The organism is Candidatus Chloroploca asiatica (assembly GCF_002532075.1).
Classification (GTDB): domain Bacteria; phylum Chloroflexota; class Chloroflexia; order Chloroflexales; family Chloroflexaceae; genus Chloroploca; species Chloroploca asiatica.
In genome coordinates this window covers 15240-38484 of sequence record NZ_LYXE01000009.1, presented here as the reverse complement: position 1 = coordinate 38484, position 23245 = coordinate 15240, and the positions used below count along the sequence as shown (strand labels likewise).

General features: G+C 59.1%; 20 protein-coding genes. 4 read left to right on the top strand and 16 right to left on the bottom strand.

Annotation, left to right across the window (positions count from 1 at the left end; all coding sequences use genetic code 11):
- The first annotated feature begins 9 nt into the window (after positions 1-9).
- The 3 genes from A9Q02_RS00500 to A9Q02_RS00490 all read left to right on the top strand — a co-directional run bounded on the left by A9Q02_RS00500 (position 10) and on the right by A9Q02_RS00490 (position 3230).
- On the top strand, positions 10-1245 hold the full coding sequence (locus tag A9Q02_RS00500) for a geranylgeranyl diphosphate reductase (protein ID WP_097650385.1): 1236 nt from the start codon (positions 10-12) through the stop codon (positions 1243-1245).
- Between the two features lie 343 nt (positions 1246-1588).
- Positions 1589-2278: a FadR/GntR family transcriptional regulator gene (locus A9Q02_RS00495; protein WP_097650384.1), complete on the top strand. Its 690-nt coding sequence runs from the start codon at positions 1589-1591 to the stop codon at positions 2276-2278.
- Positions 2279-2468: 190 nt separating this feature from the next.
- The gene (locus tag A9Q02_RS00490) at positions 2469-3230 is read left to right on the top strand and encodes a sulfite exporter TauE/SafE family protein (RefSeq protein ID WP_097650383.1); all 762 of its coding nucleotides are present in this window, start codon (positions 2469-2471) and stop codon (positions 3228-3230) included.
- Positions 3231-3303: 73 nt separating this feature from the next.
- Here A9Q02_RS00490 and A9Q02_RS00485 read toward each other — a convergent pair whose 3' ends face one another.
- The 10 genes from A9Q02_RS00485 to infC all read right to left on the bottom strand — a co-directional run bounded on the left by A9Q02_RS00485 (position 3304) and on the right by infC (position 13016).
- Complete coding sequence (locus tag A9Q02_RS00485) at positions 3304-4131, bottom strand: plastocyanin/azurin family copper-binding protein (RefSeq protein WP_097650382.1); 828 nt, start codon at positions 4129-4131, stop codon at positions 3304-3306.
- 172 nt (positions 4132-4303) lie between these two features.
- A complete protein-coding gene (gene dnaB / locus A9Q02_RS23505) occupies positions 4304-6301 on the bottom strand; it encodes a replicative DNA helicase (RefSeq protein ID WP_141508626.1) in 1998 nt (665 codons plus the stop codon).
- A gap of 163 nt (positions 6302-6464) precedes the next feature.
- Entirely contained in the window at positions 6465-6947 is a 483-nt protein-coding gene (rplI, locus tag A9Q02_RS00475) for a 50S ribosomal protein L9 (RefSeq protein WP_097650381.1), read from the bottom strand.
- Between the two features lie 259 nt (positions 6948-7206).
- Entirely contained in the window at positions 7207-7938 is a 732-nt protein-coding gene (locus A9Q02_RS00470) for a class I SAM-dependent methyltransferase (RefSeq protein ID WP_097650380.1), read from the bottom strand.
- A 15-nt stretch (positions 7939-7953) separates the two neighbouring features.
- On the bottom strand, positions 7954-9792 hold the full coding sequence (locus tag A9Q02_RS00465) for a hypothetical protein (protein ID WP_172450454.1): 1839 nt from the start codon (positions 9790-9792) through the stop codon (positions 7954-7956).
- On the bottom strand, positions 9737-10783 hold the full coding sequence (gene pheS, locus A9Q02_RS00460; protein ID WP_172450452.1) for a phenylalanine--tRNA ligase subunit alpha: 1047 nt from the start codon (positions 10781-10783) through the stop codon (positions 9737-9739). Before pheS ends, A9Q02_RS00465 begins: the two co-directional genes overlap by 56 nt.
- Positions 10784-10842: 59 nt before the next feature.
- Positions 10843-11616: a TrmH family RNA methyltransferase gene (locus A9Q02_RS00455; RefSeq protein WP_097650378.1), complete on the bottom strand. Its 774-nt coding sequence runs from the start codon at positions 11614-11616 to the stop codon at positions 10843-10845.
- Entirely contained in the window at positions 11613-11987 is a 375-nt protein-coding gene (gene rplT, locus A9Q02_RS00450; RefSeq protein ID WP_097650377.1) for a 50S ribosomal protein L20, read from the bottom strand. Before rplT ends, A9Q02_RS00455 begins: the two co-directional genes overlap by 4 nt.
- A gap of 75 nt (positions 11988-12062) precedes the next feature.
- The gene (locus tag A9Q02_RS00445) at positions 12063-12263 is read right to left on the bottom strand and encodes a large ribosomal subunit protein bL35 (protein WP_097650376.1); all 201 of its coding nucleotides are present in this window, start codon (positions 12261-12263) and stop codon (positions 12063-12065) included.
- 15 nt (positions 12264-12278) lie between these two features.
- Complete coding sequence (gene infC / locus A9Q02_RS25115) at positions 12279-13016, bottom strand: translation initiation factor IF-3 (RefSeq protein WP_425430786.1); 738 nt, start codon at positions 13014-13016, stop codon at positions 12279-12281.
- Between the two features lie 447 nt (positions 13017-13463).
- On the opposite strand from infC, the gene A9Q02_RS00435 reads away from it, so the two are divergent.
- Positions 13464-14684 carry a WD40 repeat domain-containing protein gene (locus A9Q02_RS00435; RefSeq protein WP_141508624.1) on the top strand — a complete coding sequence of 407 codons (1221 nt, stop codon included), beginning with the start codon at positions 13464-13466 and terminating at the stop codon, positions 14682-14684.
- 154 nt (positions 14685-14838) lie between these two features.
- On the opposite strand, the gene rpoD is transcribed toward A9Q02_RS00435, so the two are convergent.
- The 6 genes from rpoD to A9Q02_RS00405 all read right to left on the bottom strand — a co-directional run bounded on the left by rpoD (position 14839) and on the right by A9Q02_RS00405 (position 23075).
- Complete coding sequence (rpoD, locus tag A9Q02_RS00430) at positions 14839-16032, bottom strand: RNA polymerase sigma factor RpoD (protein WP_097650373.1); 1194 nt, start codon at positions 16030-16032, stop codon at positions 14839-14841.
- A 184-nt stretch (positions 16033-16216) separates the two neighbouring features.
- Positions 16217-17941, bottom strand: a complete 1725-nt coding sequence (ptsP, locus tag A9Q02_RS00425) for a phosphoenolpyruvate--protein phosphotransferase (RefSeq protein ID WP_097650372.1) — start codon at positions 17939-17941, stop codon at positions 16217-16219.
- Positions 17942-18049: 108 nt separating this feature from the next.
- Positions 18050-18679: a dihydroxyacetone kinase subunit DhaL gene (gene dhaL / locus A9Q02_RS00420; protein WP_245860138.1), complete on the bottom strand. Its 630-nt coding sequence runs from the start codon at positions 18677-18679 to the stop codon at positions 18050-18052.
- A 20-nt stretch (positions 18680-18699) separates the two neighbouring features.
- A complete protein-coding gene (locus tag A9Q02_RS00415) occupies positions 18700-19845 on the bottom strand; it encodes an acyl-CoA dehydrogenase (protein WP_097650371.1) in 1146 nt (381 codons plus the stop codon).
- Positions 19846-19941: 96 nt separating this feature from the next.
- The gene (locus tag A9Q02_RS00410) at positions 19942-21087 is read right to left on the bottom strand and encodes a carboxylate-amine ligase (protein ID WP_097650370.1); all 1146 of its coding nucleotides are present in this window, start codon (positions 21085-21087) and stop codon (positions 19942-19944) included.
- Positions 21088-21167: 80 nt separating this feature from the next.
- On the bottom strand, positions 21168-23075 hold the full coding sequence (locus A9Q02_RS00405; RefSeq protein ID WP_097650369.1) for a vWA domain-containing protein: 1908 nt from the start codon (positions 23073-23075) through the stop codon (positions 21168-21170).
- Positions 23076-23245: the final 170 nt, after the last annotated feature.

Sequence of the window (23245 nt, the reverse complement as noted above, 5' to 3'; positions counted from 1 at the left end):
AACGATGGTATGGCACAGCGGGTGCTGATAGTTGGGGCGTCGGTGGGCGGGGCAACGGCGGCTATTACCCTCCGTAATCTGGGTATTGAGACAGTGTTGCTCGAGAAGGAACTGGTGAAGGCCAAACCATGTGGTGGGGCGGTTCCTCCGGCGGCGTTTCACGAGTTTGATCTCCCTCAGAGCCTGATTGACCGTAAGGTGAAGCAGTGCCTGATTGTTTCGCCTTCTGGTCAAGAGACACACGTCCCGGTGATGGGTAGTGTGCCTTCGGATGATGATTACGTGGCGATGGTGCGCCGCGAAGTTTTTGACGGCTTTCTCCGTGAGCGTGCGCAACAGCGTGGGGCCGAGCTGATCCACGGGCAACTCGTCGGGTTGCAGGTCGAGCCACATGGCGTGACGGCAACCTATCGCTCGATGAGCGATGGACGTGAGGCGAAACTGACGGCTGATGTGGTGATTGGGGCTGATGGTGCCTATTCGCCAACGGCGCGTATGCTCGGTTTGCCCAATCTTCCCCGTGCCGTTGCGATTCAAGAGCGCATTGCCTTGCCGCCAAGCAAGATGGCCCGCTGGGAAGAGACGGCCGATCTCTATCTTGGCCGTGAGGTCAGCCCCGATCTCTATGCGTGGGCGTTTCCGAAGTGTGACCATATTGCCGTCGGCATTGGTGCCGGGCCAGGCCACACGGCAAAGGCGAAACAGTTGCTGGCCAATCTCAAGGCGCGTCTCGGGCCAGCGCTTGATCATGGCCGTCTGATTTTGCGTGAGGCTCACGTGTTGCCGATGGAGCCGCGCAAGCAGATGGCGTTTGATCGGGCGATGTTGATTGGTGATGCAGCTGGCCTGGTGGTGCATACCTCGGGCGAGGGAATTTATTGGGCGATGAAGAGTGGTCAGATCGCGGCCCAGGTGCTTGCGCATGCCCTCGATACGCCCGATGCCGCCCATCTGCGCCTCTACGAGCAACTCTGGTGGCAACAGTATGGGACGATGTACACCTTCTTGCGCTGGTTACAGCGTTGGGGCTATGGCAACGAGCGCCAGATGGAGGTGTTTACCGAGATGTGTCGCAATATTGATGTGCAACGTCTGACCTTTGATAGCTATATGTACAAACAGATGACGCCCGGCCCGTGGCTTGCGCAGATGCGGATGACCTGGGATATCATCAATGCGCAGGCACGCAACTATGTGCGTCGCCGTACCCCACTACGTGAGCAGGAGACGTATGCCGTTGTCTAGGGGTTGAGGCTGTTGTTTCTTCGCTTGCATCAAAAACGCCAGCATTGCTGGCGTTTTTGATGCAAGCGAAGGGCTTGGGTCGCCCCACCTAGGGCGATTGCATCTTCCGTGTATGCACGCACCACGCCAGGGCACCCGCAAGGGGTGCCCGTACACCGGGTCCGGCCCCCGGCCTTGTAGGGGTACCCCTTGCGGGTGCCCTGATAGAGCGTCTTGTTGTATCCGGTTTCGTATGATGCAATCGCCCTGCCGTATGACCACAGCCGAGTTGACAGGATTGCGTTGAGATGATACACTTGCGGCTAAACATCAGATCATATGATGTTTGAAGGGAGTGAGAAGCATGGCGATCCAGCGGCGGCAACTGGTTGAGCAAGTCCTTGATCAGCTTCAGCAACAGATCAGCGCGGGCACCTATCCCCCAGGGAGTCGGTTGCCAACCGAGGCTCAGTTGATGGAAGAACTGGGTGTCGGGCGTTCGACGGTGCGTGAGGCGGTACGGGTACTGGCGCATAGTGGTGTCCTGGACGTACGGCAGGGTGATGGGACTTATGTACGGGCGCACCCCAGCGCGGGTGAGCCGTTGGCGCAGCGCTTGGCGCGGGCACATGCCCCTGACGTGCATGAAGTACGTCGTGCGCTCGAAGTCGAGATTGCCCGTTTGGCCGCGCTCCGGCGGACTGAGGTTGATATTGCGACCTTACGCCGCCTTGGGCAGCAACGGCGCACCGCACTGGCGAGCAATGATGGCGAAGCGGCGCTGGATGCCGATATTGCCCTGCATTGTGCATTGGCCGACGCCACGCACAATCCCGTCCTGGCCGACCTCTACCGGGCGTTTGCGACGACGCTTCGTGGTGCCCTAGCAGCCCTCTGGAGCGAGCGCTGGCCTGATGAGACGGTTGCTGATCAGCATGATACCCTGGTTGACGCCGTGATTGCCGGAAATCCGCACGCAGCGGCGGCTACCGTGGCGCACATTCTTGATCGCCACCAGGACCTGCTGGAGTGCGTCAGACCTCACAAGTCTTGAGGACCGGTGAGGTCTCAGGCGGGTTTTGTTGCTTAGATATGGCTTCAGAAGGGCCAGATCAGCTTTACACTCGACACGTAGTGCCGACTTCAGTCGGCTGAACTGGAAGCCGACTGAAGTCGGCACTCCTACTTCGATCCAGTTGACGTTAAAACATCAGATGATCTGACTTTTTAAGGAGAGACCTGACATGGAACTGTGGCACCTGGGGATTCTTTTTTTCGCGGCGCTGGTGGCGGGGGCAATCAACTCGGTGGCAGGTGGCGGGAGCTTTATCTCCTTTCCGGCCCTTTTGCTCGTTGGTGTGCCACCAATTACCGCGAATGCCACCAATGCAACGGCACTCTGGCCGGGGAGTGCGGCGAGTGTTGGGGCATACCGGTACGAACTAGGCCGCCAGGAAAAAGGCTTACTCTTGTTCAGTGTCTTGAGTCTCATTGGAGGGCTGGCTGGCGCGATGCTTTTATTGCGCACGCGTGAAGCTGTCTTTACCCAGATGATCCCATACTTGCTCTTACTGGCGACCCTTGTCTTTGCCTTTAGCCCGTGGCTCACGGCGCAGGCGCGGCGGATGAGTGCTTCAGCCGAGGGGACACGAAAGCAGCGCTTTGGTATCCTGGGCATTTATCTGAGCATTGCTGTGTATGGCGGATTTTTTGGTGCCGGGCTTGGCATTCTGACCTTGGCGGTACTCTCGCTGATGGGGCAAGAGAATATTCACGAGATGAATGCGCTCAAGACGTTGCAGGCAACGCTCATCAATGGCATTGCAGTGGCAGCCTTTATCCTGGCGGGGATTGTGGAGTGGCCGATTGCCCTGATTATGACCTTGGGGGCGATTATTGGTGGCTATGGTGGGGCCGCGATTGCGCGCAAGCTTGACCCGCTGCTGGTGCGGCGCTTGGTGATTGGCTTAAGTGTCAGTTTGACGATCTACTTTTTTGTGGCCTGACGGGGTAGCGAACTGATTTGCTCGCACCACAAGCCTACGAAACTGGCTTGTGGTGCGAGCAAGCAACAAGGGGCTATTCAACAATCAGAACGCCCTGCATCCCGGCGACATAATGACCGGGATAGGTGCAGATAAACTGATAGGTACCGGGGCCAGGAACCTCGAACGTGACGGTTACTTCTTCGCCTGGGTTGAGCATCTGGGTGGCTACCAGCACATCTGGGGTGTCAGGAGGAGGTACTGAGCCAAGGGCGTTGCGAAGGCGGCGATTCTGGGCCTCGGCAAGATCATTGATCGCCGCAGCACGAGCGGCATCGCCGTCAATCAAGACCCAGTTGTGCGGCACCACATCAGCGCGATTGACAAAGGTCAGCGTGACAATGCCATCGGCGACCCGCACTTCGTCCTCTGCAAAGATCAGTTCATCACCAGTTGCTGATGCGAGGGTGACCTGCTGGCCTGTGCCACTGGCGAGCGCCGGGCCAAACGGCTCGGTTGGGATGCCAGGTGCAGCGGCAGGTGGCGTGGTTGCAGCGGGGGCCTCGGTGGGCGCGGGGGCAGCCGGAGCCTCAGTGGGTGCGGGCGCCGCGGGGGCCTCGGTGGGTGCGGGGGCAGCCGGAGCCTCAGTAGCTACCGCTGCCGGTGGAGCAGTGGGCACACTTGCGGCAGGTGGTGTTGTCGGTTGGGCCTGCGTTGGTTGCCCACCTGCACCACTGAACGAAATCGCGACGATCAAACCGATGAACCCCAACAAGACAGTGATCGCAATCAAGACTTGCAACACGGGATCGATGAGTGGAGCGCCGTTGCGTCCTCCCCCGCCCCCGCCGCCACCACTGCTTCCGCCGCGACGGGGGCGCGGATTATTGGGCCGAAAATTGCCGGATGAACGCCAGCTCATAACCGTACCTCCTTGTACCAACCAAAAAAACTTCGTGACAATCTGAACAACGTCTAGTGTATCATAAAATAGTCAGAGTGGTGACAGGTCTAGTCTCGTCGCACAAGTCAGCCTAACTGACTTGTGCGACGAGGCAAATGAGGGACAGAGCAAAAGCTTGGTATCGGCCTGCTTAATACCCCTCAGGGGCGAGGTAGCGTTCGAGATTTTGGAAGCGGGTGGTACGGGCTTCGAAGCGCAGGGGAATGACACCGAGGGGCCCATTGCGATGCTTTGAGAGATGGATTTCGGCCAGGCCCTTTTTGTCGGTCTCTTTATCATAGAGCTCTTCGCGATAGATGAACATCACGATATCGGCATCTTGCTCGATGCTATTGCTGACCACCAGGTTATTGGCGACGAAGGAGTGATGTTCAGCGACGGTGAGATCATAGACCAGCGTGGCTCCCGCTGGTTCGATGCTGACAATTTCGTCCCAGGTGACGTCACCTGAGGCAAGAACTGTGAGCGCTTCAGACTGCAGGGTGGTTGCGATGCGCTGAGCCGACGAGCGGGCGAGCGGGCGTTTGAGCAACGAAGATGTGGCCTGGGGTGCCGCAAAGAGCGTCATATGCTCAAGCAACGCCTGGTGGCGCGGCGACAGACTGCTCGCGAGGCGGCTTTGCCAACCGGCAGCGGGGATCAGGTCATCAGGGGTTGGTGTTAGGCGCGGCAACTCAAGCGGATGGTGGGGTTGTGACCGCATGGTGGTCGGCAGGGCGAGGTGCTCGCCGGGATGGAGCAGATCGAGGCGACGCCAGCCATTGACGGTCATAAACTTGTGGTTGCCGGTCGCCCGGATCGTATGCCCTCGGCGAGTGGTGAGGCGATAGACGGGCTTGTGGCCGGTTGCGAAGGCATTGGTCACGGGACGAGGTTCGAGTTTCCAGGTAGCGGGATTGAGCGCGAGTACCCTGAAGCCAGTGTGGCCAACGAGGTGATCGATGCGACGCGACGTGCCCTCATCAGGCAAATAGACCAGGGTTTCACCGGCGAGACAGCCTGACTCGCGCAGGTCGCTGAGCATCGGGACGTGGCTTGTCCGGCCTTCCACAGCACGCGAGAGCTGTGAGAGGGCAATAATAGGCACATTGAGTTCGCGGGCGAGGGCTTTGAGGCCACGGCTAATCTCACTCACCTCTTGGACACGATTATCATTGCGGCGACCGGACATCAGCTGAAGATAATCAATCATCAGCATATTGCAGCCCGTCTCGGCGGCGAGGCGACGGGCCTTGGAGCGCACCTCGGTAATGCTGAGGCCGGGTGTATCTTCGATATAGATCGGCAAATCGGAGAGCACGCCCATGCCCTCGAACGCGAGGTTCAGCTCATCGGCGCGCAGATTGCCGGTACGGAGGCGCTGCATATCAATGCCCGTATGCATCGAGAGAATGCGTTGCACCAATTGATCGCGGCTCATCTCGAGGCTAAAGATGCCGACGGTTGCGCGTGACAGGAAGGCGATATTATAGGCAATCGAAAGGGAGAGCGAAGTTTTGCCGACCCCAGGGCGAGCGGCGAGAATAATCAAATCACTTGGTTGCAAGCCACCGGTAAGGGCATCGAGCTCGTGATAGCCGGTTGCGACGCCGGCGACCTCACCGCGGCGTTCCTGGAGGCGTTCGATCTGGGTAAAGAGCGTATTGACAATCTGGCCGATAGGAACGAAATCCTGGGTGCTCCGGCGTTGAGAGACAGTAAAGAGCTCGGCCTCGGCCTTATCGAGGGTAACATCGAGTTCTTCGCTCTCATCGTAGCCAAGGGCCGCAATTTTGCCACCGGTCTCAATGAGCCGACGGAGGATGGCCGTACGCTCAACATTGCGGGCATAGTACTCGATATGCACCGCTGTTGGCACTTCAGCGAGCAGTTCACCGAGGAACGCGATGCCACCGACGAGGTCGAGGCGTTCCTGGCGGCGCAACTCGGCGGCAACAGTGGCGAGATCGGGGGGCTCACGGCGGTTATAGCAAGCAAGCATAGCCTCATAGATGAGGGCGTGCTTTTCGAGATAAAAAAATTCAGCCGCAAGCCAAGCCGCGATGGCGATAATGGCATCGCGATCCAGCAAAATGGCACCAAGCGTTGCCCGTTCAGCCTGGAGGTCAAAAGGTACTGAGCGTTCCAAAGGTGGCCTCTTGGTTCTCCGCCATTCTTCCCCAACCTATCGACAGCTTATCCACATTGGGCCAAGAAAGACGATGTGCCACAGCGCATGCTGCGGCACATCCTCAAAGACGAAGATTTTTCTTCGCGGTCAGGGCTTCAAGCGTACTTCGTTCACCGACGACTTACACTGACTCGGTCGCAACTTCCTCGGCGGGCGCATCTTCGCCTGCGACGACAACCGTGACAGTCGGCTCGATGCCACTTGCGAGCCGGATCGGCACCGCAAAGGTTCCGACACGCTTGATTGGCTCTTCGAGCTCAATCTTGCGGCGGTCGAACTCGATCCCAAGTTCAGCGCCGAGCTTTTCGGCAATATCGGCACTGGTCACGGAACCATAGAGACGATTCTGCTCACCGACTTTCGCCGTGAAATGGAGGCTCAGGGCCGTAATCCGTGCGGCCAGCGCTTCGGCATCTTTGCGTGACGCTTCAGAGCGACGCTGCTGCGCGGCCAGGCGCTCTTCGGCCTGCTTGATCTGACCACGGGTAGCGAGCACGGCAAAACCCTTGGGAAGCAAATAGTTACGTCCAAAACCACCAGATACGTCTTTGAGTTCGCCGGTTTTGCCAAGATGTTCGACATCCTGTACCAGCAACACTTTCATTTTCGAACCCACAAAATCTCTCCTCGCATGACATGCATTGGACAAAACATCGGCTCATATCTTACCACGGAGCAAGGCTGTCGTCAATGAAGAGTGCGATGGGTTTTAGGGCTACGCTGAACATGGGGGAACCTGGTTCCCCCATGTTCAGCGTAGCCCTGGCAATGGGTTATGCTCCCCGCTGGATAGTTGATCGCGACAATCAGCGTCGGAGATGGGGCGGCACGGTCGGGGCACGGCGCCGCCGTGCCTGTACGGGTTAGCGGGTGGCGACGACGATGATGCGTGGTGAGGCGGCGGTGAGGGCGTGCAGGTTGATGCTGCCGTACCAGTTGATGGGGGTGAGGTTGGCCTGGCGGAGCATGTGGTCGAGTTCCGTGGCGGTGTAGATGCGAATGCGATGGATGCGTTCGTCTTCGTGGCCGTCGGGGTCGCGCCAGCGATCAATCGAGGTGAGGATGCCGCGCAGCGGGTCGAAATAGCGGCGGATCCAGACGACGGTGCCGTCATCCAACTCGTACCAGTCGGTCGGTTGGAACCCAGTGACGACCCGATCACGGTGGGCGAGTTCCATGATGAGACGTCCGCCTGGTTTGAGAGCGCGGGCGATGCCTTCCAGGACGGCCTGGTTTTCTTCTTCGCGGTCAAAATAGCCAAAGGCGGTGAACATGTTGATGACGGCGTCGAAGCATCCGCTGTAGGGGATGGCGCGCATGTCGCCCGCAACGAAGTCAACCTCGACGCCTGCTGCGATTGCATCGGTACGGGCGAGGTCAAGCAGCGGCTCTGAAGCATCGAGGCCAATGACGGTAAAGCCTGCGCGAGCGAGGTTGATGCTATGACGTCCTTGCCCGCAGGCGAGATCAAGCAGATCGGCGGGCGGCTCGGGGAGCAGATCGCGCAACATCAGTACCTCGGCCACGGTCTGCTCGGAGTTGAGCGCGTAGCGTTGGGGATAGGTTGCATCAAAGTAGTCGTTCCACCAGTTCATTGGAGGCTCCTTTGCTCAGGGAATGATTCCGAGCGTCACAACATCGCCAAGATAGGTGCCATCAAAGTTCCAGATATCCTGGCGGCGGTCGCTTTCTTCGGGTAAAACCAGGGCGATGCGCAAGCTGTAGGGGCCAGGTGGAAGGGTGGCGGGGAGGAAGAGCGTGTGGGTGTCGGCGATCCAATCCCCTGGGGTCCACAGCGGAAACGGCAGCGAGGCCTTGCGGGGTTGGCTGAGGCTGCTGGTGATAAGCCGCTCTTCTTGATCAAGCAGTTGTACGAGGACATGCCAGGGTTGGGGCACGCGGCCTTGGCTTTGCCAGGTGAGGGTCACGGGGAGCGTTGTGCCGGGGGTCAATGATTGTTCAAGCTTCCAGCCGCGGATCACGACGCCCTGTTCCCACGAGGCGGCAAAGCGTGCATAGACTGGTTGCCCAAGGGTAGCCTCGGCGGTACGCGGAGGAAGGGCGATCCAGGGATAGGCTGGCCGAATGATCTGGATCGGTGTGGCGAGGGCAAGAAGGAGCAAGCTTGACCAGATAGCGAGAGGCTTGATGCGGAGTTGTTGGAGGCCCACTGCGAGCAGGATGGCAAAGGCGGCGAGAGCCGGAAAGAGCATGCGGCCTTGCCAGGCCACGAGACCGGCAGTATAGGCAAAGGCAAGCGTCCACACGACGGCCATTATGCTGGCGAACAGCGGCCCAAGCAGACTAGAGCGGGGAAGATCGGTGTCCCGCGTGGTCATCAGACGGACGAGACCGACCAGGGCGGCCAGGCTTAGCCCGGCGTAGAGCCAGAGCATCCATGCAGGCGGGTGGAGGCTCATCCAGCCAAAGCGGGCCCAGAACGACGCAAAGAGTTGCCGTAACGCGCCCGACCAAGCTTCGGGATTGGTCCAGGCAAAAGGTTGGGTCGCGAATTTGGCCGTAAATGCACCGAGCGCAAAGGGATCGCCGTAGAGGTACAGATTGCGGAGGAACCACCAGCCAGCGACAAGCAGACTGGTTCCGCCCCAGGTGAGGGTGACCAGGAGAAAGCGCCGCAGATCGGCCCTGGCGACCCACCATCCTGCCCAGAGCAGCAGTGGCCCGAGGAGCAGCGCGCTCTGTTTGGTCAGGAGAGCGAGGCCAAAGAGGAGCCCGGCCACCAGTGCCCAGGGAAGGGCGCGGGTATGCCAGGGTCGCGGTGGTGCGCCTGGGGCGACCGAGGAGGCATAGGGCAGGGGAGGTAGTGACCACCAGAGCAAAGCTGCCCCAAGGGCTGCGAGCAAGGCATCGTTGGTGACGAGGGCCGTGGTGAAGAGGAATTGCGGATTGAAGGCAACGAGGGCAGCGACGAGGGGCGGCAGAAGCGGATCGACCTGGGCAAAAAGGCGTCGGGCGGCCAGATAAGCAAAGAGCACCGTCAGCATGCCCCAGAGCCCCGAGATAGCCCTGACGGCGTGCCAGGCGAGGGTCATGCCCTGCCATGGCCACAACTCACGGCTAGCGCGTTGGAAGGCCCCGGCCTCGTTGCCGCCGGCCCAGCGAAACTGCGGATTCGCGGTCAGGATAATGGACTGTTCAGCGGGGGGGAGCCAGGCGACAGCGGGCACCGCGAGCAGATAGGCCAGAGGCGGTTGATGGCCCTCACCGGGCACATCGGACGCCTCTGGCGGAAGTTGCTGGACAGGCAAGCGTTGCTGTTGGGCAAGAAAGAGCACATAGGCCAAATGCCCTGGCTCATCGGGACCCTCACCGAGGGGCACGGCCCAGTTATAGAGCAAGTGCAGAGCGGCAAAGATGACGAGCAGACCGTATCTACCCAAACTGCTCGACGAAGCGCGTATCGCCTGAGTAGAAGCCACGGATGTCATCAATTCCATACTTGAGCATGGCTATGCGTTCGGGTCCGAAACCGCCCGCGAAACCGCTGAATTCTTCGGGGTCATAGCCACCATTGCGGAGTACATTGGGATGCACCATGCCACAGCCACCGATCTCGAGCCAGCCGGCGTATTTGCAGACGCGGCAGCCCGTCCCACCGCAGAGGAAGCAACTGACGTCCATTTCAGCACTCGGCTCGGTGAACGGGAAGAAACTGGGGCGCAGACGGACTTTGGTACCGGGGCCATACATACGTTCAGCGAAATAGGCGAGGGTTCCCTTGAGATCGCCCATGGTAATATGGCGTCCGATGGCGAGAAACTCAAACTGATGGAACATCATCTCGCTGCGCACCGTCACCTGTTCATTGCGATAGACCTTGCCTGGCAGAAGGATGCGCAGGGGTTCGGGGGCGCGTTCACGCATCACCCGGATCTGACCGGGGGAAGTATGGGTACGGAGCAAGACCGATGGCGCACCATCGGGCAGATCGAGGTAAAAGGTATCCTGCATATCGCGTGCCGGATGGTCATCGGCAAAATTGAGCAGGCTAAAATTATACTCATCGAACTCAACTTCAGGGCTTTCGGTAACGAGGAAGCCCATCTCGCCAAAGATCTCTTGGACCTGGCCCAGAACCTGATTGGTGAGGTGGACATAACCAAGGGCAGGAGTGCGTCCTGGCATCGTGATATCAATGCGTTCAGCGGCAAGTTCAGCGGCCTGCGCAGCGAGCTTCAGGCGCGACTCGGCGGTGGCATAGGCTGTTTCGAGGTACTCGCGCAACTGATTGACACGGCGACCAAACTCGGGGCGCTGTTCAACGGGCAGGGTTCCGAGGCTCCGACTGATGCGGGTCAACGCACCGGACTTACCGGTATACTTGCTTTTCCACTCGGCGAGCGCAGCGAGATCGCCGACCGATTCCAGGGCTGTGGCTGCCTCTTGTTCAAGGCTTGCCAGCTCATTGCTCACCGTCATCACTAACTCCTTGTATGCGAGCCGAACCTGCATGAGCATGCCTGATCTATGGCTATTTGTCAACTACGCTGGCGCAAGGCCTCAAAGAGAATAATGCTGCCGGCGATAGCGGCATTGAGTGACTCGGCGTGGCCGACCATGGGGATCGTAATGCGCTGACTAGCAAGGGCCGCGGCTTCGGGGCTAAAGCCGTGGGCCTCATTGCCAATAATAAGAGCTGCCGGCTGGTGCCAATCGGCGGCGAAATAGGGCAGCGTAGCGTCGGCATCAGCGGCATAGACCGTAGGGAGCGCAGCCAGGGCCTCACCGATCGCCGGCCAGGAGAGATCAGCCTGGAGGGGAAGGCTACAATGGGCCCCCATAGCGGCACGGACGGCCTTGGGCTGAAAGGGATCGGCGCTACCGGGGGCACACATGACGAGCCCAACCCCGGCAGCCTCAGCGGAGCGGAGGAGGGTTCCGAGGTTCCCAGGGTCTTGGATGCCATCAAGGAGCAGGCGGAGCCCGGGGCGTGGGGGGAGTTCGGGGCGAGCGACGGCGGCCACCACGCCCTGGGGATGGCGCGTATCAGCGGCGGCAGCAACGACCTCGGGGGTAGCGGGAAAAGCCCCGTAGCGAGGGGCGAGATCTTGGAGCAAGCGGGCCCCTTCGGGGGTCGTAGCGAGTTGTTGGGGCGCATAGAGTGCGCGTTGGAGGTGTGCGCCTGAGGCAAGGGCGTGGGCAACGAGGCGAACGCCCTCAAGGAAGAGGGAGCGCTCGCTCCGGCGGACTCGAACTGAGTCGCGGAGCGAGCGCAGGAACTTGACGTGCGGATTAGTCGTACTTGAAATCACGCGCCCTGAGTGGTTGGCGTTGCGGTCTGCATTGCGACAGCGACCACATTGCTAAAGGCAGCGGGATCACGGACGGCCATATCAGCGAGCATCTTGCGGTCGATCGTAATCCCAGCCTGCTTCATCCCGGCCACCAGGCGACTATAGGTCGTACCATTGAGGCGCGCACCGGCATTGATGCGCTGGATCCAGAGACGGCGGAACTCACGTTTGCGACGGCGGCGGTCGCGGTAGGCATAGGCCAGGGCGTGCATAACCGCCTCGTGGGCCACCTTATAATGGCGACTCCGCGCACCACGAAACCCTTTTGCCTGATTGAGCAGCTTTTTGTGACGCTTATGCGTCATCATGCCACGCTTCACACGAGCCATACGAGACACCTCCAATGAACAGGCCGGCCAGGGGGTGGCGAGACGTCCCTGGACTACGCCCGACTAGATCTTACTTTATTTCAAACCATACGGAAGAGCGACCTTGAGATGCTCACGATTTGCGCGTGAGGTCGGCTGGTCTTTGCCCCATTTCTGCTGCGAGCGTTTAGGGCGATTGATCTTATTGCCACGCACACCCTTCTGCTGCAGCACCTTGCCACTGCCCGTCACCTTAAAGCGGCGCTTGGCCCCTTTATGGGTCTTCATCTTTGGCATACAAACACCCTCTCGTTATGAACGCCGATCTTCTTCTTCTTCGTCCTCATCATCCTCATCGAGGTCATCGTCGTCGAGATCATCGTCGTCGAAGTCCTCTTCGTCAAACTCATCATCGTCAAAGCCCTCGTCATCGAGGTCACCGTCGTCGAGGTCTTCGCCCTCGAGCAACTCGTCATCAACTTCGACCTCGACAGGCGCTTCACTCTGGCCTAGCTCATCAGTTTTGGTGTGAGCCTTCGACTGAGCAATTTTTGCCTTCTGGGCCTGCTGGGCGGCCTTGAGCACTTTGGCATTAGGTGCGACCAGCAACGAGAGCACGCGCCCTTCCATTAGGGGTTTCTGCTCGACAACCGCAATATCGCGCAACTGCTCGGCAACTGCCTCAAGCATTTTGCGCCCAATTTCCGGGTGAGCCATCTCACGCCCGCGGAAACGCACGTTAAACTTGACCTTGTCACCTGCAAGAAGAAACTTTTTGGCTTGATTCGCCTTGGTGGCAAGATCGTGGTCATCAGTCTTGGGCATCAAACGGATCTGTTTGAGCTCAGACTGTTTCTGGTTCTTGCGGGCCTCGCGTTCTTTCTTGCTCTGCTCATAGCGGAATTTGCCATAATCAAGCAGGCGACAAACGGGTGGCACCGCATTAGGTGCGACCTCAACCAGGTCAAAACCGCGTTCTTCAGCCATCATGATGGCCTCACGAACACTTACGATCCCGACCTGCGTGCCATTCTCGTCAATCAGGCGCACCTCACGTGCGCGGATGCGATTGTTGATCCGAAACCGTTCCCTAATGGCGTGACTCCTTCGTCTTCAGGGCAGATAGGTGGTGTTGAAGGGAGGGAATGCCTATTCACAGCGTAGAAACACCGCCTCGACATTTCATTGTCCGAGCGGTGCTTTTCTTCAACCCGAACCTGCCGACGATGACCAGCCTGCCCGGTCACTGTCATATTGAAAACCTATTATAACAGCGTGTAAGAGTGTCGTCAACCTTGTTCGTGCGGCTCACATGGCGATGACATCTTCCACCACCCGCTGATGGCTCACGAAAGAAACCTTTACCAGGCGTTATGAGACATTTTTTCTATGCTTATGCGCTAAAGCGTATGATAGAGGTAAACTCGTTAACGTGTGTTCAGGATCTCGAACTGGTGAGAAAACGTTATCGTTTGTGATGAAAGAGGAGTTTATGCGATGATGCACGACAATGAAGGTGAACGATCCAGGCGAATGTTGTGGCGTGTGGTCAGAGCTACGGGGCTTGTGCTTGGCATGCTCGTCCTTATGGCGGGTGGGTTGGTCTGGACAGCCGCTGATGCCCAGCAGGGCGCTGGTAACGCGCTCTCTTCGCTTGTCTTTACCAAGTTGCCTGATCCGGAGGTGTTGCCCCCCGGATCGGCGCTGGCGGTGGAGTTTAGCCACGATTCGACCTATCTGGCGGTTGGTGCGACGCATACGCTTGCGAATCAGCCGTTTCTGCTGATCTACAAGCGCAATGGTGATACCTTTACGAAGCTTGCTGGTCCCGAGGAGCAGCCGCCCGGACTTGTCTCCGATGTCGCCTTTAGTTTTGACTCAACCTACCTGGCGGTTGGTCATAGCAATGCTGAGCGCGATGGAACGTCGTTTCTGACGATCTACAAGCGCAATGGTGATACCTTTACGAAGTTGCCTGACCCTGCAGTGATGCCTCCACTTTCGGTGGTGGGGGTGGCGTTTAACTCTGATGCAACCTATCTTGCCGCTGCTCACCTGAACAGCCCCTACATCGCTATCTACAAGCGTACTGGTGATACGTTTGTCCGTCTGGCTAATCCGATTGGCCTCCCTACGGGCAATGGATATGCGGCTGCCTTTAGCCAGGACGATACGTTTCTTGCCGTTGGCAACTGGACATTCGATACACCCCCGCTTGTCCTCGGGCTCTATACCCAGGAAAATGACATCTTTACACGTCAGCCTCAGATCGCCTCGATGCCTCCCGGCCCCGTTCATGCGATTGCCTTTAGTCCTGATGATACGCACATGGTTGTCGGGCACGAGTCGGGGTCTGGGACTCCAGGGGGCATCTTTATCTACAAGCGTGAGGGCGATACGTTTACCCAGTTGCCTGGGCCTGATGTGGCGCCGCCTGGGCTTGGACGTGATGTTACGTTCAGTTCTGATGGGGCGTATCTCGCGGTTGCCCATACCAGCGGGGCCAGGGTGACGGTCTATAGCCGTAGTGGTGATACCTATACCAAGTTGCCCGATCCGGATGTGCCACCCCCAGGGGCCAATGGGTACGCAGTGACTTTCAGCGACGATGCGACCTATATGGTGGTGGGTCACAATGTCTTACCGCATATCACCATCTATAAGCTTGGTGAGCCGCAGCAGCCCGACCGTCTCTTCTTGCCAATGGTCATTCGTTAGCTGATCAGGGGTGCTAAGCCCCAAGACCTTGCAAAGAAGCTCACGCGAAGGCGCGAAGGCGCGAAGGGTTCGCTCATCTACGCGAAAACCTTTGCGCCTTTGCGCCTTTGCGCCTTTGCGTCAAACCAACCGCCTTCTTTGCAAGGTATTGAGCTTAGATCTGATCGAGGTAATCTTTGAGCAGTTTGCCGAGCCGTGGGTGACGTAGTTTGCGTAGGGCTTTGACTTCGATCTGGCGCACGCGCTCGCGGGTGACACCAAAGGCTTTGCCTACTTCTTCGAGCGTCCGTGGCTGCCCATCAGAGAGGCCATAGCGCAATTCAAGCACCCGTCGTTCGCGTTCGGTCAGTTGATCGAGCGCGGTGGCAATTTGTTGGCGAAGCATGCCGCTCGCGGCGGCATCGTCGGCGTCGAGCGCATGCGGGTCGGGAATGAAGTCGGCCAGGGTGCTGTCAGCCTCTTCGCCAACCGGGGTAGCCAGGGAGACCGGATCTTGCGCGGTACGCCGCAGCTCGCGCAGCTTGTCTTCGCTCATATTGAGGAAGTTCGCCAGTTCGGCGTCGGTTGGTTCACGCCCCAGGCTTTGCGTCAGTTGACGGCGGGCCGCCTGGATGCGATTGAGCGTTTCGCCCAGGTGAACGGGCAGCCGGACGAGCCGCGATTGATCGGCGAGGGCCCGTGAGAGAGCCTGTTTGATCCACCAGGTGGCATACGTCGAAAACTTGTAGCCTTTGTTGTGGTCAAACTTTTCGATCGCACGCAAGAGCCCCAGACTCCCTTCCTGAATCAAGTCAAGCAAGGGGAGGCCACGATCACGGTAGCGTTTGGCAATGCTGACGACGAGCCGTAAGTTGGCGGCGGCCATCTTCTGGCGGGCCTCGTTGCCGGCGGCTCGCTCACGCTCGAGTTGGACTGCTTCGGGCGACCCAGTGATCGCATCTTTCAGCTTGCGCTCGGCGATCTGGCCCTTCTCGATCTCTTGGGCAAGCTTCTTCTCTTGCTCGGCGGTGAGCAAGGGAACCTGGCCGATCTCGCGCAGATAGAGGCGCACACTATCACCGAGGAGCGCGTCAGAAAGACCTTCATCAAGGTCAATCGCTACGGCTCCGTTCGGCTCCTCTTCGGCAGTCTGATCATCAGCCGTATCATAAACAGGAACGCCGGCCTCGGCCAGGGTTGCCTGAGCTACTTCCATTGCTTCTGCTGCATCTTCCGATGCAGGCACGACCTGGAGCAACTCGTCGAGGGTGACAAACCCTCGCTGTTTGCCCTGGACAATCAGCGCCTGTATATCGGTCGGATTGAGGGGAGGCAATGGACGCGCAGCTTCGGGTTGCGGTTGAGTCATCACTCTTCCTTAAGTCGGTTGGGCCTACATGCTTATGCAGAGTCCATCCGAGGGGTACATATCTGGTCGTCAACCATATTCGGTGGGTTGCGATAACAAGATCAGGTTCGATTGGGCTTCACCACACACAAGGTCTATTTTAGCATATCGTGAGTCATCCTGGGGATGAACTGTGGGAGTGTTGTCAGGCGACTGTGTTGAGCAACGCTTGAACCGCTGCGGCATCGGGGGCTTCCAGGGCTTGGTGAGCCAGGGCCTGGGCGTCAGCATAACTGGTGGCACGGATGGCGGCACGAACGTGTGGGATCGACCCGGGCGAACAACTCAGTTCATCGACGCCAAGCCCAATGAGCAGGGCCGTTGCCTTTGGGTCGCCGCCAAGTTCACCACAGACGGCGACGTGACGTCCATGGCGGTGCGCTGCCGTGCAGGTCATCGCGATGAGTTGCAGCACAGACGGGTGCAGGGGTTGATAGAGCGTCGCCACGCGCTGGTTGCCCCGGTCACACGCGAGCGTGTACTGGGTCAGATCATTGGTGCCGATGCTAAAGAAGTCAACCTCACGGGCAAGCGCGTCGGCGGTCAGGGCCGCCGAGGGAACCTCGATCATCACGCCGAGTTCGACTTGCTGCGCATAGGCGAGCCCCTCGGCGTCGAGTTCGCGTCGTGCTCGGTCGAGCAACGCCCGTGCCTGTTGCACCTCGCTGACCGTGCTTACCATCGGCAGCATAATGCGTATCGTTGCATTGGCCCCGGCACGGAGCAACGCCCGCAATTGGGGGAGCAGCAGATCTGGTTCGCTTAGCCCGATGCGCAGGCCACGCCATCCCAGAAAGGGATTATCTTCGTGGGGGAGAGGAAAGGCGGGCAAATGTTTATCGCCCCCGACATCAAGGGTTCGCACCGTGATCGGCAAGCCGGGCAATTCAGCTGCAATGGCGGCATAGAGGGCAAGCTGTTCGGTCTCATCGGGCAGGGTCGTGCGTTCCAGGAAGAGCAGTTCGGTACGCAACAGGCCAATGCCTGCTGCACCCCAGGCGTGGGCGGATCTCGCTTCGGCGACGGTCGAGGCATTGGCTACGAGGGCAATGGCGTGGCCGTCACTGGTGATAGTTGGCAACGCTACGGCCTCACGCAGCGTCGCTTCTTGTTCGCGCAAGGCTGTCGCCTGCGCCCGCAGCGTTGCCAGTTCGGTTTCGTTGGGTGCGACATAGACCTGCCCGGTTGCTCCGTCGAGCGCGAGCAGCGTACCTGTCGCCACATTATGCAGCAACGTCTCGCCGAGCCCAACCACAGCCGGAATACCGAGACCACGTGCGAGGATCGAGGAGTGGGCGGTCAGCCCTCCACCAGCCAGCACAAGGCCCAATAGCCGCTCGTGGGGGACACTCATCAAATCGGAAGGGCCAAGATCCCGGCCCACGATCACAGCGGGTTCACTCAATTGCTCACCGAGGCTCTTGGTACCGGTAAGCGCTCGTTCGAGCAACCGGGCCACATCGCGCAAATCGACCGCACGCGCTCGCAAATAGTCGTCCCCGATCTCCTCAAGCAACTCGGCCTGGGCATTGGCGGCGAGCAGCACTGCATCAGGGGCGGGCAGACTATGCTCGGTGATAGCCTGATCGATCATCTCACGCAGCGAAGGGTCGTGCAACAACATGCGATGGGCGGCAAAGATATCTGCCTCTTCGGCTTTATTGGCCTGGCGCAACCTGGCTTCGTGCTCACCCAGGCTTGCATCGGCCTGGGCGAGCGCCTTGGCAAGGCGCACTTGTTCCTGAGCGACCGAAAACGTTGCGGTTGAAGATCCTGCCGTAGGCAAAGCTTCGGCAAGTTGATAGACAAGGGCCGGCCCAAGTGCGACACCGGGTGCAGCGGCAAGGCCGTGCAAAATCAGGGTAGACATACGAAAGCCACTCAATCCTAGTTAGGGCCAAGGCTGTCTTTTGGTTTGAGCAGGGTCTGAACCCTTGCCCACTTTGACAGACGATGGTCACAGCTACGTACCGCAGAGTCAGACAACCTCAGCCAGCGCCTGGATTAGCAACGCCGCCGAGGTTGCGCCGGGATCCTGGTGCCCAAGCGCACGTTCGCCGAGGTACGAGGCCCGTCCACGGCGGGCAATCAGAGGGATCGTTGCGGCGGCCCCCTGGTGCGCTGCCGCCGCAGCCCGTTGCAGCGCCTCTGCGAGCGACTGTTGCTCGGTCAGAGCCTGTGCATAGGCTTCAACGGCAGGGGCCAAGGCATCAACCATCGTTTTATCACCTGGAAGCGCCTTGCCCAGGGTTGCCACCCCGTCGAGAAACGCCTGGAGCATCGCAAGCACCTGGTATTCATCAAGGCTCTGGTAGCCTTCGTTGAGCTTGCCAGCCCGACGGAAGGCTGTCCCATAGAGGGGGCCGCTGGCTCCGCCTACGGTCGCAATCAACCGCATTCCTGCGGTCTTCAAGATTGTACCAGCATCGCCCCCGTGATGCTGGGCCAGTGACTCGACAATCGCGGTAAACCCACGATCAAGATTGACCCCATGATCCGCATCGCCAATCGCTGCATCAAGCCTGGTCAGATAGTCACGTTGTTCGTGAATCAGCGCTGCTGCATGCCGCAACCAGTTCCGCAACGTTTCAGTCGTAAGAGACATCATGATGATAGCGTTGCCTCAGTTCAGCGCAGACCGAGCACTGACTGGGCAATTACCCCGCGCAAAATCTCCGACGTCCCTTCGCCAATGGTCAGCAGGCGGGTATCACGATACATCCGCTCGACGGGGAATTCCTGGCTATAGCCATATCCGCCAAAGACCTGGATGGCATCGCGGCAGACCCGTTCTGAAACCTCAGAGGCATAGAGTTTGCTCACGGCTGCTTCGCGGGAAAAGGGGCGCTCTTGATCTTTGAGCCACGCTGCGTGGTAGATTGCGAGGCGGGCGGTCTGGAGGCCGACTTCCATATCGGCGATCAGATTCGCGACTGACTGATGCGCCCCGATTGGTTTGCCAAAGGTTTCACGCTCACGAGCGTAGCGTACGGCTGCCTCAAACGCCCCCTGGGCGAGCCCGACGGCCATTGCGCCAATGCCAATGCGCCCCCCGTCAAGCACCTGCAAAAACTGGGCAAAGCCGCGCCCGCGCGTACCGAGCAGGTTCTCTTTGGGGACGCGCACATCTTCAAGCATCACAGCGGTCGAGACCGAGCCACGCAGCCCCATTTTAGGCTCGTGTTTACCAAAGCTCAGCCCGGGCGTTCCTTGGGGGACAAGAATGGAGGAAATTCCGTGTTTGCCCCGGTCGGGATCAGTGACGGCGGTGACAATCAGATGGCCGGCTAGCGGGGCATTAGTGATCCACATCTTCTGCCCATTGATCACCCACTCGTTCCCCGCCAACACTGCGGTTGTCCTGGTTGCGCCGGCATCCGATCCTGCGTGAGGCTCGGTCAGCCCGAAGGCCCCGAGGTAATCGCCACGGGCCGCTGGAATAAGAAACTGCTGTTTCTGCTCTTCGGTGCCAAACATATAGATGGGAGCCGAACCGAGGCCCATATGGGCGGCATAGGCCAGTGCGGTTGAGCCACACACCCGCGCTACTTCTTCAATGGCGATTGCCGTGCTGACCGTATCAGCCCCGGCCCCGCCATACGCTTCGGGGAAGGGCAACCCCATCAGCCCGGTACGCGCCATCGCAGCAAAGGTCGCATGGGGGAATTCCCCCGTCTCATCAACGTGGCGCGCCCGGGGCGCAATCTCTTTCTCGGCGAACTCACGCATTGTGCGCCGAATCAATTCCTGCTCATCTGTGAGTGCAAAGTGCATTGTTCTCTCCTCTATGCGGGAGATCGCCTCCCTGGTGGAGATGGAGCACCCTAGGCCCCATCTCGGTGCATCGTTGTCTCTTCTATGCGGGAGGGTCTACCCTTGAGGCGTCAAGAGCTCAACCCCCTCCATGGTTTCGGCGACGAGATTATCAACCACCGCCCGCAGATCGTTGGTCTCGGCAAAGATGTGGAGTTGGCGGTCGGCACTCGAACCGCCCTCCGCGATCTTCAACAGATACTCAACCTCTTTGCGCGAACCGAGCATATCAACCACATCGTCAACGAGCTTGACGATCTCATGCACCAGCGCCTTGGTCTCAACCTCGGTTCGTTTGCCAAAGTCAATCATTTTGGTCTCGAGACCCCAGCGTTGCGCACGCCACTTATTTTCGTTGATCAACGCACGCCGATAGACGCGGAAGGTCGTATTCTCTTCGAACATGATATAAAACTTGACGATCAACGCCTGCATAACGGCCGCCAGGGCGAGGCACTCTTCGACGCGGGTCGCAATATCACAGACACGAAACTCGAGGGTGCCAAAGAAGGGGTGCGGGCGCAGATCCCACCAGATCTTCTTGCCATTATCAATACAGCCTGTATTGATCAAGAGTTGGATATAACGCTCGAATTCGCCAGCAGAATTAAAGCTCGGCGGCGTGCCGGTGCGTGGAAACCCGCTGAAGACAACACTCCGATACGATTTGAAGCCCGTATTACGGCCCATCCAGAAAGGTGACGACGTCGAGAGGGCGAGCAAATGGGGGCAGATATAGCGGGCCACATTCATCAATTCGATGGACGTCTCATTGCTTGGCATCCCAATATGGCAGTGCATGCCAAAAATGAGCAGTTGGAGGGCGGCATCCTGCATTTCACCAACCATCGCATCGTAGCGCTCGTGCTGGGTGATCTCTTGGGTCATCCACGAAGAAAACGGGTGCGTTCCTGCGGCGGCGATCTTCAGGCCGTGGCGGGCCGCTAGACCGGCAATCGTGCCGCGCAAATGGGTGATTTCGGCCCGGGCTTCGGTGATCGTGCGACACGGTTTGGTGCCAACCTCAACGATGCTCTGATGCATTTCGGGCTTGATCTGCTCACGCAAGATCGTCCGTCCTGGCTCGAGGATCTGGGTAATGTACGAGCGCAATTCGCGGGTATCGGGATCGATGATCTGATACTCTTCTTCGATACCCAGCGTAAACGCAAAGTCAGAGTCCATCGGATTATAGACGCTCAAGGCTTTCTCCTGACACGTAGCGGCCTATTGTCGTGCGCCTGGGGGCTTCTTTATTATACACACAAATAGGTGGATGAAGCTCACCCGGCCGAACGCCGTTCGCGCCAACGCTCACGCAGGTAGCTGAGCCCGTTGCGTTGATAGACGAGCCATTCGATGGTCAGGATGATCAGGGCGATCAGCGCGACCCAGCGCCAGAATTCTTGACGCCCATCGCGCTCGCGTGAGACGGTACTCTGCGCACCACTGGCCTGCGCGATGTTGAGGTCACGCTGGGGGGCAATGCGTGATTCGCTTGGCGCAAAGAGGTTGACCGCATACTGGCGTTGCGCAACCAGTTCGTTGCCCTGGAATTCTTCGACCAGATAGACGCCCAGGTTGCTGGTGGCGGCAAAAATGGCCTGCCCCCCCTGGATCTGGACATCGTTGTTGCGGCTGCTCAGAGTGCTGCCGTCGGGCAAGCGTACCCGTACTTCGGTGATCGTTTCGTCAACCTGAAAGGCGAGCGGTTGCCCAGGCAAGACCTGCGCACCTTCGGCCCCGCTGCCAGGGGCCAGGAAATCCATCAGGTTCGAGAGCAAGAGGGGGAAGGCAACCTGTAACGGAAGATCGGAATTGCGCAAGTCAAACGCAAGCACAGCGATACGGCGGCCTTCGCGCTCACCAACGATCAACAGCGGCGCACCATCGCTGTCAACCACGGTACGTGCCCAGTTCCCCGGGACAAGGCGTGCCGCCTTGAGAATGCTCACCTCGCTGAGACTTACGTTGCGCAGCAGTTCGTCACCCCCAACCGGGCGTACGACGGGAAATTCGATCTCGCCAGTGACCGAAAAATAGTCGGTTGAACGCAATGGCCCGATAAAGAGCAAGTTGCCTGCAGGAAGTTCTGGTGGCACAACACCATCAAGGATAGTCACGGGAACCTGCACGACCGACTCGGGGAAGACCGTGGTTGCGGCTGGCACCTCAGTTACCTCAACCCCACGCAGCAGACCGAGACCAGTTGCGAGGAAGCGATTGCCATCACTGACCAGGCGCACCTGAACGGTATCGCCCACGCTACTGACGGCAAATGCACGATCATCAGCGGCGAGCGCATCTTCACCGGCCAGATGCGCCTCGACGACCTGCACCTGTGCCGGAAGCTCAACGACAATGCTCTGATCGCGGCCAGGTTCGAGGGTCAGGCCATAGGCATTAAAGACCGCCCCGTCGAGATAGAGATCGAGGCGGCGATTGACGATGGTTTCGCCATAGTTGGTTGCCTGCACAAAGAGGGTCTGCCCGGCCAGGCTCGGCTGGAGATTGATCGCACTGAGCGCAACATTTTCGGTGCTGCGCCCAATTGGGAAATAGCTGACGCGGGCGGGGACGCGCAACTCGGCGGGCACGGTGACATTGCCATCCGAGATGATCGCCACCTCGCTATCGGCATCACGGGCCGCCAGGGCCGACGCGAGCGTCAAGGCCTGCCCAAGATCGGAGCCACCATTGTTGGTCAACTGAATTGCCTCGATCGCCTCGCGCAACTCGCGGCGGTCAGCCGTCGCTGCTGCCGGCACCTCCATCTCACCACCTGTCGCGATAATGGTTGCCCTCCCACCATCGGGCAACTGGTCAACCAGTTGGCGGGCGCGTTGCTTGGCGACTTCGAGGCGGTTTCGAACTTCATCGGTTGCGCCCATGCTGGCCGAGCGATCGAGAATAATGATCAGATTGGTGCCACTGATGCCCTGGGCGGCGACAAAAGGTCGTGCGAGCGCAAAGACCAGCAGCAGCATCAAGAGCAACTGGAGCAACAACAACAGATTGCGTCGCAGCTTTTGCCACGGTGCATTGGCCTCGACATCGCGCACCATCCGTCGCCACAGAAACGTCGACGAGACCGGCCGATCCTCGCGGCGCAACTTGAGCAGATACATCGCCACAATCAGTGGCCCAACGAGAGCAGCGCCGAGCAGCGCCAACGGAGCAAGCAATGACATAACGATGCCTCCTTACCTACACGATAGCAGCCCTTTTGCCTGTTCGTCAAGACCAAAAACCTACGCCCAAAGTCCCTTGTCGCTCGTACCAAGCAATGCTACAATCCATATACAGTGTCGTCAGACGCACGTTCGTGCGTGATTAATTGGGACGTAGGTGCGTCCTGAAG

Excerpts from the sequence above, each read along its gene's own strand:
- A9Q02_RS00485 (WP_097650382.1), bottom strand. The coding sequence starts at position 4,131 with ATGAGCTGGCGTTCATCCGGCAATTTTCGGCCCAATAATCCGCGCCCC.
- A9Q02_RS00435 (WP_141508624.1), top strand. The coding sequence starts at position 13,464 with ATGATGCACGACAATGAAGGTGAACGATCCAGGCGAATGTTGTGGCGT.
- A9Q02_RS00490 (WP_097650383.1), top strand. The coding sequence starts at position 2,469 with ATGGAACTGTGGCACCTGGGGATTCTTTTTTTCGCGGCGCTGGTGGCG.
- A9Q02_RS00465 (WP_172450454.1), bottom strand. The coding sequence starts at position 9,792 with ATGACATCCGTGGCTTCTACTCAGGCGATACGCGCTTCGTCGAGCAGT.
- rplT (WP_097650377.1), bottom strand. The coding sequence starts at position 11,987 with ATGGCTCGTGTGAAGCGTGGCATGATGACGCATAAGCGTCACAAAAAG.
- A9Q02_RS00445 (WP_097650376.1), bottom strand. The coding sequence starts at position 12,263 with ATGCCAAAGATGAAGACCCATAAAGGGGCCAAGCGCCGCTTTAAGGTG.
- pheS (WP_172450452.1), bottom strand. The coding sequence starts at position 10,783 with ATGACGGTGAGCAATGAGCTGGCAAGCCTTGAACAAGAGGCAGCCACA.
- A9Q02_RS00500 (WP_097650385.1), top strand. The coding sequence starts at position 10 with ATGGCACAGCGGGTGCTGATAGTTGGGGCGTCGGTGGGCGGGGCAACG.
- ptsP (WP_097650372.1), bottom strand. The coding sequence starts at position 17,941 with ATGTCTACCCTGATTTTGCACGGCCTTGCCGCTGCACCCGGTGTCGCA.
- A9Q02_RS00405 (WP_097650369.1), bottom strand. The coding sequence starts at position 23,075 with ATGTCATTGCTTGCTCCGTTGGCGCTGCTCGGCGCTGCTCTCGTTGGG.
- rplI (WP_097650381.1), bottom strand. The coding sequence starts at position 6,947 with ATGAAAGTGTTGCTGGTACAGGATGTCGAACATCTTGGCAAAACCGGC.
- A9Q02_RS00470 (WP_097650380.1), bottom strand. The coding sequence starts at position 7,938 with ATGAACTGGTGGAACGACTACTTTGATGCAACCTATCCCCAACGCTAC.
- rpoD (WP_097650373.1), bottom strand. The coding sequence starts at position 16,032 with ATGACTCAACCGCAACCCGAAGCTGCGCGTCCATTGCCTCCCCTCAAT.
- dhaL (WP_245860138.1), bottom strand. The coding sequence starts at position 18,679 with ATGATGTCTCTTACGACTGAAACGTTGCGGAACTGGTTGCGGCATGCA.
- A9Q02_RS00415 (WP_097650371.1), bottom strand. The coding sequence starts at position 19,845 with ATGCACTTTGCACTCACAGATGAGCAGGAATTGATTCGGCGCACAATG.
- A9Q02_RS00495 (WP_097650384.1), top strand. The coding sequence starts at position 1,589 with ATGGCGATCCAGCGGCGGCAACTGGTTGAGCAAGTCCTTGATCAGCTT.